The organism is Pseudomonas sp. GW821-FHT12A04, from assembly GCF_058807755.1.
Genome location: NZ_JBXAQZ010000002.1, coordinates 1 through 15671 on the forward strand (window position 1 = coordinate 1; position 15671 = coordinate 15671).

General features: G+C 58.9%; 21 protein-coding genes. 14 read left to right on the plus strand and 7 right to left on the minus strand.

Annotation, left to right across the window (positions count from 1 at the left end):
- The 8 genes from AC1RS8_RS02725 to AC1RS8_RS02760 form a co-directional block, all read left to right on the plus strand.
- A partial coding sequence (locus tag AC1RS8_RS02725; RefSeq protein WP_371047206.1) for a hypothetical protein occupies positions 1-68 on the plus strand: 68 nt, incomplete at its 5' end.
- Positions 69-281: 213 nt separating this feature from the next.
- The gene (gene scpC, locus AC1RS8_RS02730; protein ID WP_090452357.1) at positions 282-1775 is read left to right on the plus strand and encodes a succinyl-CoA:acetate CoA-transferase ScpC; all 1494 of its coding nucleotides are present in this window, start codon (positions 282-284) and stop codon (positions 1773-1775) included.
- 319 nt (positions 1776-2094) lie between these two features.
- Positions 2095-2310 carry a DUF1127 domain-containing protein gene (locus AC1RS8_RS02735; protein ID WP_008018491.1) on the plus strand — a complete coding sequence of 72 codons (216 nt, stop codon included), beginning with the start codon at positions 2095-2097 and terminating at the stop codon, positions 2308-2310.
- Between the two features lie 258 nt (positions 2311-2568).
- Positions 2569-2778, plus strand: coding sequence for a DUF1127 domain-containing protein (locus tag AC1RS8_RS02740; RefSeq protein ID WP_079246815.1), 210 nt, complete (start codon positions 2569-2571; stop codon positions 2776-2778).
- Positions 2779-2920: 142 nt separating this feature from the next.
- Complete coding sequence (locus AC1RS8_RS02745) at positions 2921-3241, plus strand: DUF2388 domain-containing protein (RefSeq protein WP_057712572.1); 321 nt, start codon at positions 2921-2923, stop codon at positions 3239-3241.
- A gap of 108 nt (positions 3242-3349) precedes the next feature.
- Positions 3350-3667 carry a DUF2388 domain-containing protein gene (locus AC1RS8_RS02750; protein WP_057712573.1) on the plus strand — a complete coding sequence of 106 codons (318 nt, stop codon included), beginning with the start codon at positions 3350-3352 and terminating at the stop codon, positions 3665-3667.
- Between the two features lie 28 nt (positions 3668-3695).
- Entirely contained in the window at positions 3696-4016 is a 321-nt protein-coding gene (locus tag AC1RS8_RS02755; RefSeq protein ID WP_057712574.1) for a DUF2388 domain-containing protein, read from the plus strand.
- On the plus strand, positions 4013-5974 hold the full coding sequence (locus AC1RS8_RS02760; protein WP_489339509.1) for a DUF7844 domain-containing protein: 1962 nt from the start codon (positions 4013-4015) through the stop codon (positions 5972-5974). The genes AC1RS8_RS02755 and AC1RS8_RS02760 overlap by 4 nt, the downstream gene beginning before the upstream one ends.
- 154 nt (positions 5975-6128) lie before the next feature.
- Here AC1RS8_RS02760 and trpA read toward each other — a convergent pair whose 3' ends face one another.
- Together trpA and trpB are read right to left on the minus strand one after the other, a co-directional pair.
- Entirely contained in the window at positions 6129-6941 is an 813-nt protein-coding gene (trpA, locus tag AC1RS8_RS02765) for a tryptophan synthase subunit alpha (protein WP_057712576.1), read from the minus strand.
- Positions 6941-8161, minus strand: coding sequence for a tryptophan synthase subunit beta (gene trpB, locus AC1RS8_RS02770; RefSeq protein ID WP_008002146.1), 1221 nt, complete (start codon positions 8159-8161; stop codon positions 6941-6943). Before trpB ends, trpA begins: the two co-directional genes overlap by 1 nt.
- Before the next feature lie 124 nt (positions 8162-8285).
- Between trpB and AC1RS8_RS02775 the strand changes: the two genes are divergently transcribed.
- The gene (locus tag AC1RS8_RS02775) at positions 8286-9179 is read left to right on the plus strand and encodes a LysR family transcriptional regulator (RefSeq protein WP_090452351.1); all 894 of its coding nucleotides are present in this window, start codon (positions 8286-8288) and stop codon (positions 9177-9179) included.
- On the opposite strand, the gene AC1RS8_RS02780 is transcribed toward AC1RS8_RS02775, so the two are convergent.
- A complete protein-coding gene (locus tag AC1RS8_RS02780) occupies positions 9176-9499 on the minus strand; it encodes an ElaB/YgaM/YqjD family protein (protein ID WP_150812634.1) in 324 nt (107 codons plus the stop codon). The genes AC1RS8_RS02775 and AC1RS8_RS02780 overlap by 4 nt on opposite strands.
- A gap of 157 nt (positions 9500-9656) precedes the next feature.
- Here AC1RS8_RS02780 and AC1RS8_RS02785 point away from each other — a divergent pair, with 157 nt between their 5' ends.
- A complete protein-coding gene (locus AC1RS8_RS02785; protein WP_057712579.1) occupies positions 9657-9872 on the plus strand; it encodes a dodecin in 216 nt (71 codons plus the stop codon).
- 122 nt (positions 9873-9994) lie between these two features.
- Positions 9995-10216, plus strand: coding sequence for a DUF1161 domain-containing protein (locus AC1RS8_RS02790; RefSeq protein ID WP_218494518.1), 222 nt, complete (start codon positions 9995-9997; stop codon positions 10214-10216).
- A 68-nt stretch (positions 10217-10284) separates the two neighbouring features.
- Here AC1RS8_RS02790 and AC1RS8_RS02795 read toward each other — a convergent pair whose 3' ends face one another.
- Complete coding sequence (locus AC1RS8_RS02795) at positions 10285-11286, minus strand: LLM class flavin-dependent oxidoreductase (protein WP_489339508.1); 1002 nt, start codon at positions 11284-11286, stop codon at positions 10285-10287.
- 239 nt (positions 11287-11525) lie between these two features.
- On the opposite strand from AC1RS8_RS02795, the gene AC1RS8_RS02800 reads away from it, so the two are divergent.
- Together AC1RS8_RS02800 and AC1RS8_RS02805 are read left to right on the plus strand one after the other, a co-directional pair.
- Entirely contained in the window at positions 11526-11957 is a 432-nt protein-coding gene (locus AC1RS8_RS02800) for an OsmC family protein (protein ID WP_090452349.1), read from the plus strand.
- A 179-nt stretch (positions 11958-12136) separates the two neighbouring features.
- The gene (locus AC1RS8_RS02805) at positions 12137-12370 is read left to right on the plus strand and encodes a DUF1161 domain-containing protein (protein WP_489339507.1); all 234 of its coding nucleotides are present in this window, start codon (positions 12137-12139) and stop codon (positions 12368-12370) included.
- 4 nt (positions 12371-12374) lie between these two features.
- Here the strand turns inward: AC1RS8_RS02805 and AC1RS8_RS02810 are convergent, their stop codons facing one another.
- Both AC1RS8_RS02810 and AC1RS8_RS02815 read right to left on the minus strand, forming a co-directional pair.
- Positions 12375-12794 (minus strand): PA0061/PA0062 family lipoprotein, encoded by a 420-nt coding sequence (locus tag AC1RS8_RS02810; RefSeq protein WP_057712582.1) that lies wholly within the window; start codon positions 12792-12794, stop codon positions 12375-12377.
- A gap of 40 nt (positions 12795-12834) precedes the next feature.
- The gene (locus tag AC1RS8_RS02815; RefSeq protein ID WP_090452343.1) at positions 12835-13257 is read right to left on the minus strand and encodes a PA0061/PA0062 family lipoprotein; all 423 of its coding nucleotides are present in this window, start codon (positions 13255-13257) and stop codon (positions 12835-12837) included.
- Between the two features lie 59 nt (positions 13258-13316).
- Between AC1RS8_RS02815 and AC1RS8_RS02820 the strand changes: the two genes are divergently transcribed.
- Positions 13317-14414 (plus strand): aminopeptidase, encoded by a 1098-nt coding sequence (locus AC1RS8_RS02820; protein WP_090452341.1) that lies wholly within the window; start codon positions 13317-13319, stop codon positions 14412-14414.
- Here AC1RS8_RS02820 and AC1RS8_RS02825 read toward each other — a convergent pair.
- Positions 14396-15625 (minus strand): nucleoside recognition domain-containing protein, encoded by a 1230-nt coding sequence (locus tag AC1RS8_RS02825; RefSeq protein WP_057712585.1) that lies wholly within the window; start codon positions 15623-15625, stop codon positions 14396-14398. The genes AC1RS8_RS02820 and AC1RS8_RS02825 overlap by 19 nt on opposite strands.
- Positions 15626-15671 lie beyond the last annotated feature (46 nt).

Here is a 15671-nt window from a genome sequence, read left to right on the forward strand (position 1 = left end):
ACAAGACCATGATGGTGTTCGGCGACGCTAAAAAGGTCATCGAAGACATGGTTAAAGCCGTCGAGTAACCCTCTGCGGCACACGGAACGCCCCGACTCGTCGGGGCGTTTTTGTTTGCGCAAATCGTCGGACAAACTATCCTTTTGTTACCGATCCGGTAACGGTGTTTTGCTTGAAAGGCCCGGAATAGACGCCTCGATTGCGACCTTGGTAGCGGGACAGAAGCCGGCGCAATTCACTAGACTGCACGTCCTGCTACCTGTTACCCGAGATAACAATCCATGTACCGTGACCGTATTCGCCTGCCTTCGTTGTTGGACAAAGTGATGAGCGCTGCCGACGCTGCCGCTCTGATTGAGGACGGCATGACCGTCGGCATGAGTGGCTTTACTCGCGCAGGCGAAGCCAAGGCCGTTCCCCAGGCGCTGGCCGAGCGTGCCAAGGTCACGCCGCTCAAGATCAGCCTGATGACCGGCGCAAGCCTGGGCAACGACCTCGACAAGCAGTTGACCGAAGCTGGCGTGCTGTCGCGGCGCATGCCGTTTCAGGTCGACAGCACTCTGCGCAAGGCGATCAATGCCGGCGAAGTCATGTTCATCGACCAGCACTTGTCGGAAACCGTGGAGCAATTGCGCAACCAGCAATTGAAGCTGCCGGACATTGCCGTGATTGAAGCCGTGGCGATCACCGAGCAAGGGCATATCGTGCCAACCACCTCGGTCGGCAACTCGGCCAGCTTCGCGATTTTCGCCAAGCACGTGATCGTCGAAATCAACATGGCGCACAACCCGAATCTCGAAGGTCTGCACGACATCTACATTCCGACCTACCGTCCGACCCGTACACCGATTCCGCTGGTCAAGGTCGACGATCGCATTGGCAGCACCGCCATCCCGATTCCACCGGAAAAAATCGTCGCCATCGTGGTCACCAACCAGGCTGACTCGCCCTCCACTGTGCTGGCGCCGGACGTCGAGACCCAAGCCATTGCCGACCACCTGATCGACTTCTTCAAACAGGAAGTGGCAGCAGGGCGCATGACCAACAAGCTCGGCCCGCTACAAGCCGGTATCGGCACCATCGCCAACTCGGTGATGTGTGGCCTGATCGACTCGCCGTTCGAAGACCTGACAATGTATTCCGAGGTGCTGCAGGACTCGACCTTCGACCTGATCGACGCGGGCAAGCTGAGTTTTGCCTCGGGCAGTTCGATCACCCTGTCGAGCCGGCGCAATGCCGACGTGTTCGGCAATCTGGAGCGCTACAAGGACAAACTGGTTCTGCGTCCGCAGGAGATCTCCAACCACCCTGAAGTCGTGCGTCGCCTTGGCATCATCGGCATCAACACGGCACTGGAGTTCGACATCTATGGCAACGTCAACTCCACTCACGTCTGCGGCACGCGGATGATGAACGGCATCGGCGGCTCGGGCGACTTCGCGCGCAACGCGCACCTGTCCGTGTTCGTGACCAAGTCGATCGCCAAAGGCGGTGCGATTTCCAGCGTGGTGCCGATGGTCAGCCATGTTGACCACACCGAACATGACGTCGACATCCTCGTGACCGAAGTGGGCCTGGCAGACTTGCGCGGCCTGGCACCCCGGGAGCGTGCCCGGGTCATCATCGACAAGTGCGTGCACCCGGATTACCGCCAGGCGCTAAATGATTACTTCACCACCGCGTGCGGCATCGGCGGGCACACCCCGCACATCCTGCGTGATGCCCTGAGCTGGCACATCAACCTGGAAGAAACCGGGCAAATGCTGAAGAAGTAATTGGTACAGATAGCAGCTGGCGCAAACACAGTTTCGTCAGCTTGCTCTTGCTACTTCACACTCTGAAAAAAACTGTACTACTGTACCGGTAATTTCCTAGGGGAAATTCCTACCTCATCGAGTCAAAACAGCAATTTTGCACCTTAACAGTGCAGATAGGTACAGTTGCCTCAAATTCGACCAGTACACCCCCTATAAACAGTTAACTGAGCTCGCACAATACAGATGAACTGTATCTACAGAGACTAGGCAAACGAGAGGATCATGGGCACCAGTTAAGCCACTACCTAATCCCGCCATAAGCGGAAGGATGAAAACCATGGAACGTACACTCAGTTCCGAACTGTTCTTCGAAGACACCGCTGCAAAAACCCAGGCTTCCCTGCCTCTGCGCGTTATCGCCAACTTGATGCTGTGGCAGCGCCGCATCACCAGCCGCCATCAACTGGCTCGTCTGGATTCGCGCCTGCTGGCTGACGCCGGGATTAGCGAAGCACAACGCTACGAAGAGCTGAGCAAGCCGTTCTGGCGCTAAGTTAGCGTCGCTGGCTCTGACCTGAAGGTCCACCGCCAGCAACCCGAATTGAAAAAACAAAACCCGTCGTGGGAAGCCACGACGGGTTTTGTCGTTTTGGCCTGTCAAATCCGCTTTTACAGTAGGGAACCCTGAACACCAGTACAGTTTGCAAAAACCACAAACTGGATGAGTACAATATCGTCGCAGTGTGTCTGCATCGGAGATTCGACCGGTGTCAGCATGGAGCCCTCCACTTATCAGGACAGGGAACGCGCCATGAGTTCTTTACAGGATGTTTCGACCCCATCATTTCGATCAAGACCTTGCCTGCACTGGGTCAGAGATCTGCTGACAGGATTCTTCGCTAGCCTGGAAAGGGCGAGAACACGACGTTTACTGGCTCAACTCGATGATCGTCAGCTATCGGATCTTGGCATCAGCGACGCTGAGCGCATCAATGAACTGGATAAACCGTTCTGGCGCTGACTGCCTGTTTGCATGACGGGCTGTTCGAACTGACACACTCAGGCCTAATATCAAGTCAGAACGTGGCGAGCGCCAAGCGCCTGGCGTCTGACTTTGCAGACACTGCGCCATTTTTCAACTGGTTTACCCAAAGGAGTTACCCATGTCCCGTCTCCGCCTGCTCAGCGCTGCAGCCCTGTTTGCCGTGGCAGCCAATGCCAGCGCAACCAGCTTCATCGTGACCACCGACGCTGTAGTTAACGCGCTCAAAGCCACATCCGATGCGACCTCCGACGTCATATCGTCGTCCTTCAAGGATGACAAGATCGTCCTCGCGGCCCGTGATGACGCCGCCAGTTTCGTCGCCAGCGAAGGTTCCATTCGCGGAGTGAAACTGGAAAGCGCCATCGACCACATTCACCGCCAGGCGCCACAGCTGAACGCAACCGACGCACAACTGGCGCAGGCGATCCTGACGATCTAAACGACTGCACAAGACATGGGGCACGCCCGACGTGCCCCAATGTTTCGGCGCTGGCTCTAGAACGGGCCTTGCGCTAGCCTTGGGACTCACTTTCAACTGTCGAGTCTCATGCGTTTTCCTTCAAGTTTCTTGATCGCCCCAGCCTTTCTTACCCTTGGTTACTGCGGATCGGCCCACGCTTATGACGCCTTCAACCTGTCCACCCAAGGCATCGTCGCCAGCGGTTACGCCACAAGTTTGGTGACCTCCGCCCCCTTCGACCATAAACTGCTGCTCGCTGCCCATGATGACGCCGCGGCATTCATTGCCAGTGACGGCCAACTGAGAGGCGCACGACTGGAGTCGGCCTTGCGGTATCTGCGTCGAACCCAGGCAAAACTTCGTGCCAACGACCTTGAACTGGCACAAGCAATTCTCGTCCAATAGTTATCCCTGTTTTTTCTGGAGTCATTCCATGCGTAACCCGCTGATTGCTGCCACCTTAGGTCTGCTGCTGTTGGCCGATGTGGCCCAGGCACATACTCTGGTTGCCACCAGTAATATTCTGATCCGTGCTACCCAGCGCACCCTCGATTTCACCTCCGACACCACCACGTCCATTCGCGATTCGAAAATCGTGCGCGAAGCCCAGGACGATGCCGCCAGTTTCGTTGCCAGCAATGGCGACATTCGTGGCGCTCACCTGGAATCCGCCTTCGATTTACTGCGTACCCGTGTGCCGGAAGCTCGTGACGCCAGTGACCAGGATCTCGCCGAAGCCATCCTCGCACTGTGAAGCGTCAAGGTGCCTGGCTGCTGGCCGGGGCCATGTTGCTGCTCGGCAACATGGCCCACGCTGGCCTTCAATTACAGCTCAAGACCGAAGGTCTGACTCCCGCGCAACAGCAAGCCAGCCAGGCGTTGCTCGATGAAGCCATGCAGGCACTGCCGCCACGCTTTATCGAGCAACTCGATCGACGCATCGACGTCGACTGGACGGATGACATGCCGGGCAACGCCTACGGTCAGGCGTCACTGGTGTCCGAACTCGATCTGAACCGCAACCTGCTGGCCAGCCTCACCGATGGCAGCGCCGCGACCAAGAAAACCCTTCGCCCCCATGGCACCGTGCGCCGGGAAATGCTGGCCACGGTGGTGCACGAGCTGACTCACATCTATGATCGCTCGCGCCTGTGGTCGGATGCCGAACGCAAGCTGATTCAGCGCTGCACCCAGCGCAACAACAGCTCAGGGCTGGTTGGCATTCCCGACCAATGCCGGGGCCAGTCCGATCGGCGTTTTACCCTCAGTGACGATCCGCGTCTGCTCGACCTCGCCGGCTGGCAGCAATACGTAGGCCGTCGCGGTGAACGCGAACAGCACAATCGCCAGATTGCCCGCAGCCCGGACATCTACGAGACCAGCAGTCCAAAGGAGTTCGTCGCGGTCAACATGGAGTATTTCCTCCTCGACCCGAGCTACGCCTGCCGCCGTCCCTCGCTGTATCGCTACTACCAGGAACATTTCGGCTGGGCGCCTGCCGCCAAAGACGCCTGCAGCAAGACCTTCGCGTTCCTCAATGCCGGCAGCGACTTCGCCAAGACACCTTTGGGCCAGGTCGATCCGGAGCGAGTCTATGCCGTTGACTATCTGCTGGCCGAGGCCAACCAGAACCTGTTCAGCCGCTGGGGTCACAGCATGTTGCGCCTGGTGATCTGCGCGCCAGGCCGACCACGCGGACCGGATTGCCGATTGGATCTGGACCAGCATCTGGTGCTGTCTTACCGCGCCTTCGTCGGCGACGTGCAGCTGTCGAGCTGGGATGGCCTGGTCGGTAAATACCCGTCGCGACTGTTTATCCTGCCGCTATCCCAGGTCATCGACGAATACACCAAAACCGAACTGCGCAGCCTGGCCTCCGTGCCCCTGAACCTGTCGCGCAGAGAGATTGAAGACGTGGTCGGACGTGCCGCCGAGATGCACTGGAGCTACGACGGCAACTACTTCTTCCTGTCGAACAACTGCGCGGTGGAAGAGCTGAAGTTACTGCGTGGCGGCACCAATAACCCGCAATTGGTGGGACTCGACAACATCATGCCCAACGGTTTGCTCGAAGTGCTGAAGGGCCGCGGACTGGCGGACGCCAGTGTGCTGGACGATCCACGAGAAGCCTTGCGCCTGGGTTATCGTTTCGACTCCTTTCGCGAGCGTTATCAGGCGATGTTCGAGATCCTGAAAAAGCACTTGCCGATCAAACAGGAAACCGTCGAAGACTGGCTCGAATTGAAAGCGGCAGAGCGTCGGCAATGGTTCGAGCAGGCCAATTTGCGCACCAGCGCGGCGTTGTTGCTATTGGAACAAGCCAGCTTCCGTCAGCAGTTGCTGCTGGCCCAGGATGAAGTGAAGCAGCGCTATCTTGGCGCCCGAGAACTAAAGAATGGCGGCATGGACAAGGCCAACGAGACGCTCAAGGACATTCTGGCCAACAGTGGTTTCCTCAGCCGACCGGCAGAACTGCTGGGCACCAAGGGTTATGGCCTGCCGCAACCGAGCGAGTGGGAGCATCTGGAATCGGAAAGCAGCCAGCGCCAGAAGCAGCTCCTGGCGCTGTCCGGGGATCTGGACAAGGAAGTGAGGGCATTGCTTGAACCAGGCCGCGCCGCCGAAATGGCCGCCAACGAGGCCAACGTGAAGCAGATTGGTGAACACCTGCGCAAACTGCACAAGGCATCAGGCGGGATAGAGTTGCCTTGATACCGCAACCTGTGGGAACGAGCTCGCTCCCAAAAAGATTTACAGCGTTTAGCCACACATAGCAAAAAGGGCTTCAGAACTCAGTCCTGAAGCCCTTTTTGCTGTTCAGCCTGTGCCGCGCGGCACTAATTCCTCTGTATCAGGAACTTTACCTTCAGCTGACGCGAGCTTTGCGCACGCCTTCGGCCAACGCTGAGCACAAGCTCAGCACGCCATCCACGGCTTGTTCCGAGGAGGTGGCATTGGCGATGTGATCAATCAAAGCCGAGCCCACCACAACACCGTCGGCCAGACGCGCGATGGACGCCGCCTGTTCCGGAGTCCGGATACCGAAACCGATGCTGATCGGCAGGTCGGTATGGCGACGCAGACGGGCGACCGCTTCCTCGACATGCTCCAGCGTGGCGGCACCGGCGCCGGTCACACCGGCCACCGATACGTAGTAGACGAAGCCGGAACTGCCGTTGAGAACGGTCGGCAGGCGCACATCGTCGGTGGTTGGCGTGGTCAGGCGAATGAAGTCCAGGCCCGCGGCCTGCGCCGGGTCGCACAGTTCGCCGTTATGCTCTGGCGGCAGGTCGACCACGATCAGGCCGTCAACGCCGGCTTCCTTGGCTTCGGCGATGAAGCGCGGTACGCCGTACATGTGGATCGGGTTGAAGTACCCCATCAGCACCAGCGGTGTTTCGTTGTTGTCCTGGCGGAACTCGCGAACCATTTGCAGAGTTTTCGCCAGATTCTGCTTGGCACCCAACGCACGGATGTTGGCGAGCTGGATTGCCGGGCCGTCAGCCATCGGATCGGTGAAGGGCATGCCCAGTTCGATCACATCGGCGCCAGCCGCCGGCAAGCCCTTGAGGATAGCCAGGGACGTGTCATAGCCCGGGTCGCCGGCTGTCACGAAGGTCACCAGAGCGGCACGGTTCTGTTCCTTGAGTTCGGCAAAACGCGTTTGCAGGCGGCTCATCAGTGTTTCTCCTGCTTTGATTGTTCCATGTGGTGCATCACGGTCTGCATGTCTTTATCGCCACGGCCGGACAGGTTGACCACCATCAGGTGATCCTTTGGCAGGGTCGGGGCGCGCTTGAATACTTCAGCCAGGGCATGGGCGCTTTCCAGGGCAGGGATGATCCCTTCCAGGCGGCAGCACTGGTGGAACGCAGCGAGGGCTTCGTCGTCGGTCACCGAGGTGTACTGAACTCGGCCGATGTCATGCAACCAGGCGTGTTCCGGGCCGATGCCCGGGTAGTCCAGGCCGGCGGAGATCGAGTGGGCATCGATGATCTGGCCATCGTCGTCCTGCAGCAGGAAGGTGCGGTTGCCGTGCAACACACCGGGTACGCCGCCGTTCAGACTGGCCGCATGCTTGCCGGTCTCGATGCCATAGCCGGCGGCTTCAACGCCGATGATCTCGACACTCTTGTCGTCGAGGAACGGGTGGAACAGGCCCATGGCGTTGGAACCACCGCCGATGCACGCCACCAGGCTGTCCGGCAGGCGACCTTCCTGGGCTTGCAGCTGCTCGCGGGTTTCCTTGCCGATTACGGCCTGGAAGTCGCGAACCATCGCCGGGTAAGGGTGCGGACCAGCCACGGTACCGATCAGGTAGAAGGTGCTGTCGACGTTGGTCACCCAGTCACGCAGGGCTTCGTTCATCGCGTCTTTCAGCGTGCCGGTACCGGCTACCACCGGGATCACTTCGGCACCCAGCAGCTTCATGCGGAACACGTTGGCCTGCTGACGCTCGATGTCAGTGGTGCCCATGTAGATCACGCAATCCAGACCGAAACGCGCAGCAACAGTGGCCGTGGCCACACCATGCATGCCGGCGCCAGTCTCGGCGATGATGCGCTTCTTGCCCATGCGCCGCGCCAGCAGGATCTGGCCGATGCAGTTGTTAATCTTGTGCGCGCCGGTGTGGTTCAGCTCTTCACGCTTGAGGTAGATCTTCGCGCCGCCGCAGAACTCGGTCAGACGCTCGGCGAAGTACAGCGGGCTTGGACGTCCGACGTAGTCGCGCTGGAAGTAGGCCAGTTCTTCCTTGAATGCAGGATCTTCCTTGGCCAACTCATATTCGCGGGCCAGGTCGAGGATCAACGGCATCAGGGTTTCGGCAACGTAGCGGCCGCCGAACGCGCCAAACAGGCCGTTGGCATCAGGGCCGTTGCGCAGATTAGTCTGGGTCATGGGGCGCTCCAGTTGAATGCATGAAGTGATGCATAAAGAGATAGTGGGCTTCACTCTACCCCTGACGCCCCGGCCTGAAAACCGATAAGATCGCCACAACCTGTCAGGAAAACTCACAGATCAAATGAGCCATGACCTTCCTCCGCTGAACGCGCTTCGCGCCTTCGAAGCCACTGCCCGCTTGAACAGCGTCAGTCAGGCGGCCGAACAGCTGCACGTCACCCACGGCGCAGTCAGTCGGCAACTCAAGTTACTTGAAGAACACCTCGGCGTAAGCCTGTTCATCAAGGACGGTCGCGGCCTGAAACTCACAGATGCCGGGTTACGCCTGCGTGACGCCAGCAGCGAAGCCTTCGAGCGCCTGCGCGGCGTATGCGCCGAACTCACACAAAGCTCCGCCGATGCGCCATTCGTGCTCGGTTGCTCTGGAAGTCTGCTGGCGCGCTGGTTTATCCCAAGACTGGGGAGACTCAATGCCGACCTGCCGGACTTGCGCTTGCACCTGTCGGCCGGAGAAGGCGATCTGGATCCGCGAAAACCGGGGCTGGATGCCTTGCTCGTATTTGCCGAGCCACCCTGGCCGGCGGACATGCAGGTTTTTGAGCTGGCCAGCGAACGTATCGGCCCGGTCATGAGCCCGCGGTTCGCCGGCTATGAACGGCTCAAGCAGGCGCCTGAAACTGCACTGCTGAACGAACCCTTGCTGCACACCACCTCACGCCCGCAAGCCTGGCCGAACTGGGCGCAACCACGCGGGCTCGACGCCAGGGCGCTGAAGTACGGTCAGGGATTTGAACATTTGTATTACTTGCTGGAAGCCGCCGTCGCAGGTCTGGGCGTGGCGATTGCCCCCGAACCCTTGGTGACGGAGGACTTGAAGGCCGGCCGCCTGGTTGCGCCTTGGGGCTTCAGTGAAACCCCGGCGCAACTGGCGTTGTGGCTACCCAAGCGCGCCGCGGACGGACGCGCCCGGCAACTGGCGCAGTGGCTCAAGAACGAGCTGCGTCGCGCGGATTAATCACGCTTGCACAACAGATAAGCGGCCAGCAAGCCTAATGCACCCACGGCGACACCAGCTGTTGTCCAAGGATGTTCCTGGGCGTAGTCCCGGGTGGCAATCCCGGTTTCACGGGTTTTGACCTTGACCTCTTCATAGGCATCGCCAAGCAAATGGCGCGAGTGCTTCAAGGCATTCTCGGCGTTGCTTTTCAGGGTCTTGAGGGTTTTACGCGACTCGTCCGAGGCGTCGTCCTTCAGGCTTTCCAAAGACTTGAGCAGACTCTCGATCTCGGCTTCCATGCTTTGCAATGAGGCTTTGCGTAACGAGTTGTTGGCCATGGTGGCTCTCCTGCATTGGTGATGAGTGGCGTGTGTTGGTTGGGACTTCATGGGTTCGAGAAAGTGCAGAAAATCTGAACTTCACCCTCAGAACGACCAACAGAAGAAATAGGAAAAATCACTGCTAGTCTGTAATTCACACGCCGAGGAGAACGCCATGTCTGACCATCACACCTACAAGAAAATCGAGCTGATCGGCTCGTCCACCAGCAGTATCGAAGATGCGATCAACAACGCGCTGGCCGAAGCCAGCAAAAGCATCAAGTACATGGAATGGTTTGAAGTGACCGAGACCCGTGGGCACATAAGGGACGGCAAGGCTGCGCACTTTCAAGTGACCTTGAAAGTCGGGTTCCGGATTGCCAGCAGCTGACTTTGGGCTAGTCTTCTGAACTTGCACGCCGGTCGAATGCCATAGGGAATGGCAAAGCACTACATGAGTGCGTCCGGCTGACGGCTGGTTACCCCCTATGATCCGACCAGGGAATGCAACCGATGAAGAAGTTTATGTTGGCAGTAGGTTTGTTGAGCCTTGCGGGGAGCGCGTTGGCGGGCGGCAAGCCATGCGAAGAGCTGAAAGCCGAAATCGCAGCGAAACTTGATGCCAAGGGCGTTTCCGGTTACTCGCTGGAGATTGTCGACAAAGGTGCCGCTGGCGGCGGAAAAGTTGTTGGCAAATGCGAAGCGGGTGCCAAAGTGATCGTCTATAAAAAGTAGGCCTATTCTCGCCCGAATGAAAAAGCCGACGCCGTGGCGCCGGCTTTTTTATGCCTGCCGTTTGAGCATCAACCCCGCATGACCTGCGCCAGCAGTTCGTAGGAATGCACGCGATCGGCATGTTCGTACAGGTCACAGGTGAAAATCAGCTCGTCAGCCTGGGTCTGTTCGATCAGGACCTCGAGTTTGGCGCGGATTTTCTGCGGACTGCCGATCATCGCCAGGCCAAGGAAATCGTGCACGGCATCTTTCTCATGGGGCAGCCACAGGCCGTCCATGGTCTTCACCGGCGGACGCTGTACCAGGCTTTGGCCACGCATCAGGGCGAGAATCCGCTGGAACACCGAGGTCGCCAGAAAATCGGCCTGCTCGTCGGTATCGGCGGCCACCAATGGCACGCCGAGCATCACGTAGGGCTTGTCCAAAACGGCTGACGGCTTGAAGTGATTGCGGTAGACCCGAATCGCTTCATGCATGTAGCGTGGTGCGAAATGCGATGCGAAGGCGTAGGGCAAACCGCGCTCACCGGCCAGTTGCGCACTGAACAGGCTCGATCCCAACAACCAGACCGGCACATTGGTCCCGGTCCCCGGCATGGCGATGATGCGTTGGTCCGGGGTACGTGGCCCAAGGTAGCGCACCAGTTCCGCCACGTCTTCCGAGAAATCGTCGGCGCTGCCGGAGCGTTCGCGGCGCAGCGCACGTGCGGTCATCTGGTCGGAACCGGGGGCACGCCCCAGGCCCAGATCGATCCGGCCCGGATAAAGGCTTTCCAGGGTGCCGAACTGTTCGGCGATCACCAACGGTGCGTGGTTGGGCAACATTACCCCGCCCGAACCGACTCGAATAGTCGACGTGCCACCGGCCAGGTAACCGAGTAGCACCGAAGTCGCGGAACTGGCGATGCCATCCATGTTGTGGTGCTCAGCCACCCAGAAGCGGTTGTAACCGAACTTCTCGACATGCTGCGCCAGGTCCAGCGAGTTGCGCAGCGATTGGGCCGCGCTCCCGTTCTCGCGCACGGGCACCAGATCGAGGGTCGAGAACTTGATATCGGACAGTCGTTTCATAAACCTGCTTCTCCAATTGAGGGCGCAGGTTTGTTCTTGCGAACGCAAACCTGCCGAATCCAAAAGCGTATTCATGCAATGTGGGCATATACCCGAGTTTCAATAGCCCGGTAAAAAATCCCGCGAAAAAAGCAGACTGATCGGGCGAGATGAACTTTGCGCCACTGTCTATCCTCACAACCCTGGCAAGTGAAAACCACGAAGGCGCGACGTTTCGCGCCAATCTTGAGGAGACAGGCATGGCTATCGTTAAGAAAGCATCGGCCCATTGGGAAGGTGATCTGAAAACCGGCATCGGCTCGATTTCCACAGAAACCGGCGTGCTCCGGGAAGCACCCTATGGCTTCAAGGCGCGCTTCGAGGGCGGTCGTGGCACCAACCCGGAAGAGTTGATCGGCGCGGCCCACGCCGGCTGTTTCTCCATGGCGTTTTCCATGATTCTCGGTGATGCCGGCCTGAAGGCCGATAGCATCGATACCCAGGCAGAAGTCACTCTGGATCAAGTGGACGGCGGTTTTGCGATCACCGCAGTGAAATTGATTCTGAAAGCGAAAATCCCCGGGGCGACGCAGGCGCAGTTCGAAGAACTCAGCAACAAGGCCAAAGAGGGCTGCCCGGTATCCAAAGTGCTGAATGCGAAGATCAGCCTGGAGGCAACATTGGTCGGCTAGATTTTAATTGAAACGAAAAGATCGCAGCCTTGCGCAACCTGCCGGGATCATTTGGCAAAAGGTGCTCAAGGCTGCGATCTTTTTTGCGTCGCGACAGACTCGCCCGCTAAAACTGTGGTCGAATAAATGACAGCAGCGAAAACCACGATTGTGCGTGCTGCCTCAAAGGAGCTTCAACCATGAAACGTTTTGCCTTGGCGGTTATCTGTTGCGCACTGGCCACTTCGGCCTTGGCGGCACCGAAACCCTGCGAAGAGCTCAAGACCGAGATCGAAGCCAAGATCCAGGCCAGCGGCGTCACTTCCTACACGCTTGAAATCGTCACCAACGACGAGGTCCATGACCAGAACATGGTTGTGGGTTCGTGCGAAAACGGCACCAAGAAAATCATCTACCAGAAAAACGACCGCTGACCGCTCACATCAGGCAGTAGGATTCCCGGTCTTCAGCAACGATTTCGCGCTTGGCATTGTACAGCCGGGCACCGGGGGTAAAGGCGATGGAACGGCCTTCGAGCACATAACGCTGACCGGCTTCGAAATGATCGTAATTGATGGTCAGGTAGCACAGCCGTTCCGAGGGGCCGCCCATCATCCCCAATCCGCCACCGGGTACTTCAAAGTCGAAACGCACGATCAGTTCATGGCTTCCCGGCGTGACCTCGAAAAAACGCCCGTCGCGCAGGCGTTGTTTATCCAGTCGTTCGGCCATCAACAACTTGTCGTTAGGGAAGGGCGTCGAGAATTCGACCCAGGCCATCTGTGGATTGGGTGTCGGCATCGGGCTTTGGCAGCCCGCGACAACACCGACGGCGAGTAACAGCATCAACCTGCGCATGATGGATGTCCCAAGGGATATGCATCCAGCATAACGCCGATCAGGTGTGTTGACAGCCTGCCGGTGTGCCTTGGCCAATCACTTTGCGCTGTTGATCGTAGAGTTTCGCCCAAGGCCGAAAACCGATGTTCCCCGCCTGTAGTTGATAACGCTCACCCGCGTTGAAGTCGCTGAATTTCACGCTCAACTGACAATCGCGCCACAACGGCTCGGCGTCCGGGCCGATATTGGTGGGCTGGACCGCGAATTGGTAGCGGACCGTCAACTCATGGCTACCGGGATGAACCTGGAAATAGCGTTTATCGTCGGTGATTTTGTCATCGACCTCCAGCGCCTGCAGCGCCGTATCTTCCTGCTTCGAATCAAGGTCGATCCAGGCTTGCGCAGGATCATGGCGGGGTATTCCGAAACCAGCACAGCCGGCCAGCATCAGCAGGCCTCCTGACAGTATCAACATGCGCATAGCGGAGCTCCAGTCTGGCGGGATAGTCTTGTGGAAAGACTCTCCAAGGAAGAATTATTGTGATCAGGCCGCTTCCTAGCCTTGGGTTACTTGATCGCGTTTTTCGCGTTTTGTTTCCGAGCCTGTTGTTTTTGTTGCTCAACGGCTGCACCAGCACCGGCTATTACAGCCAACTGGCCAGCGGCCAACTGCAGTTGCTGCGGGCCAGGGAGCCTGTTTCCAGCGTGATTGCCGACCCGGCGCGCGATCAAAAACTGCGCACACACCTGGAGCAATCGCAAAAGGCCCGAACCTTCGCCAGCCAGCAATTGCACCTGCCGGATAACCAGAGCTACCGCCTGTACGCGGACATTGGGCGTCCCTTCGTCGTCTGGAATGTCTTCGCCACACCGGAATTTTCCCTCAAGCCCGTAAACCACTGCTTCCCCATCGCCGGTTGTGTTGCTTATCGCGGTTACTACAGCCAAAGCGCAGCCCGCGGTGCAGCGGCTTTGCAACGCTTGCAAGGCATGGACGTGTCGATTGGCGGCGTCGAGGCCTATTCGACACTTGGCTGGTTCAACGACCCGATCATCAGTTCGATGATGGGCTGGGGGGATGAGCGACTGGCCACGCTGATCTTTCACGAGCTCGCCCATCAGCGTTTCTATGTGAAGGACGACACGGAGTTCAACGAATCCTTCGCCACCTTCGTCGAGCAGGAAGGTACTCGCCAATGGCGCGCCTACCGCCACATGCCACCGGATAACAATGCGCAGGTACGTCAGCGCTACCAGTTCACTGAGTTGGTACTCAAGACCCGCACCCGACTGGAAAAGCTCTACACCTTGCCGTTGCCAACCGAACAAATGCGCCAGCGCAAGGCGGCCGAGTTCGAACGCTTGCGCAGCGAATACCGGCAATTGCGTGACAGTCAGTGGGCCGCAGACAAACGCTACGACGCGTGGATCCATGCCCCCATGAACAACGCCCGGTTATTGCCGTTTGGTTTGTACGACCAATGGGTGCCGGCTTTTGCCGCGCTGTTCCATCAGGAGGGTGGCGACTGGCTCAAATTTTACACCGCCGTGGAAAAGCTCGGCGCCTTGCCGACGGGCGAGCGCAAGGCCGCGCTGAAAGTGTTGGCTGGCGGGGTCGATCAACCAAAGAACCAGTAGCAAACCCCGATAGCCCCCAGCACCCCGGCAAGCTCCGCCAGCAATGCGCAGCCAACCGCATGGCGTGCGCGCTGGATGCCCACGGCACCGAAGTACACCGCCAGCACATAGAACGTCGTTTCGGTACTGCCCTGAATTGTTGCTGCCACCAGCGCCGGGAAGCTGTCCACGCCCGAGGTCTTCATGGTTTCAATCAGCATCGCCCGGGCGGCGCTTCCCGAGAAGGGTTTGACCATCGCCGTCGGCAGCGCATCGACGAAACGCGTGTCCCAACCGGCCCATTCCACCAGATGACGGATCCCGTCCAGACCGAAGTCCAGTGCCCCGGATGCCCGCAGGACACCCACCGCGCAGAGCATCGCCACCAGGTAGGGCAGCAAGTTCTTGGCGACATCGAAACCCTCTTTGGCACCTTCAACGAAGGCCTCGTAGACTTTCACTTGGCGCAGCGCGCCGATCACTAAAAACAGCATGATCAGGCCAAACAGCGTCAGGTTGCCGAGGATCGATGACAGGCCGGCCAGAGCGGTCGCCGAAAGGGTCGCCAGCAACGCCATGAAGCCACCGAGGGCTAGGGCGCCGGGGATCAGGTAGGCCAGCACCACGGGGTCCCAGACGCGCAGGCGCTGCATGAACGCCACCGACAGGAAGCCGACAATGGTCGAGCAACTGGTCGCCAGCAGGATCGGCAGGAACACCAACGTCGGGTCCGGCGCACCTTGCTGGGCGCGATACATGAAGATGGTCACCGGCAGCAGGGTCAGCGAGGAGGCGTTGAGCACCAGGAACAGGATCTGTGCATTGCTGGCGACGGTAGCGCTGGGGTTGAGTTCCTGCAGTGCCTTCATGGCCTTGAGGCCGATCGGTGTGGCAGCGTTGTCCAGGCCCAGGCCGTTGGCCGCGAAGTTAAGGGTGATCAGGCCGATGGCTGGATGACCCGGCGGGACTTCAGGCATCAGGCGCAAAAACAGTGGCCCCAGAGCCCTTGCCAGCCATTCGACGATCCCGGCCTTCTCGGCAATTCGCAGAAAACCCAGCCAGAGGGTGAGGGTGCCGAACAGCAGCACCATGACTTCGACCGACAGCTTGGCCATGGCAAAAATGCTTTCCACCATCGCCGCGAATATCCCGGCGTTGCCACCGATCAGCCACTGGGCCAGCGCCGATACAGCTGCCACGATGAAGAAGCCAAGCCACAGGCCATTGAGCATCAGTCAAATCCCCCCAAAAGATCCGCGAATGATAGCGGGGTAGCCA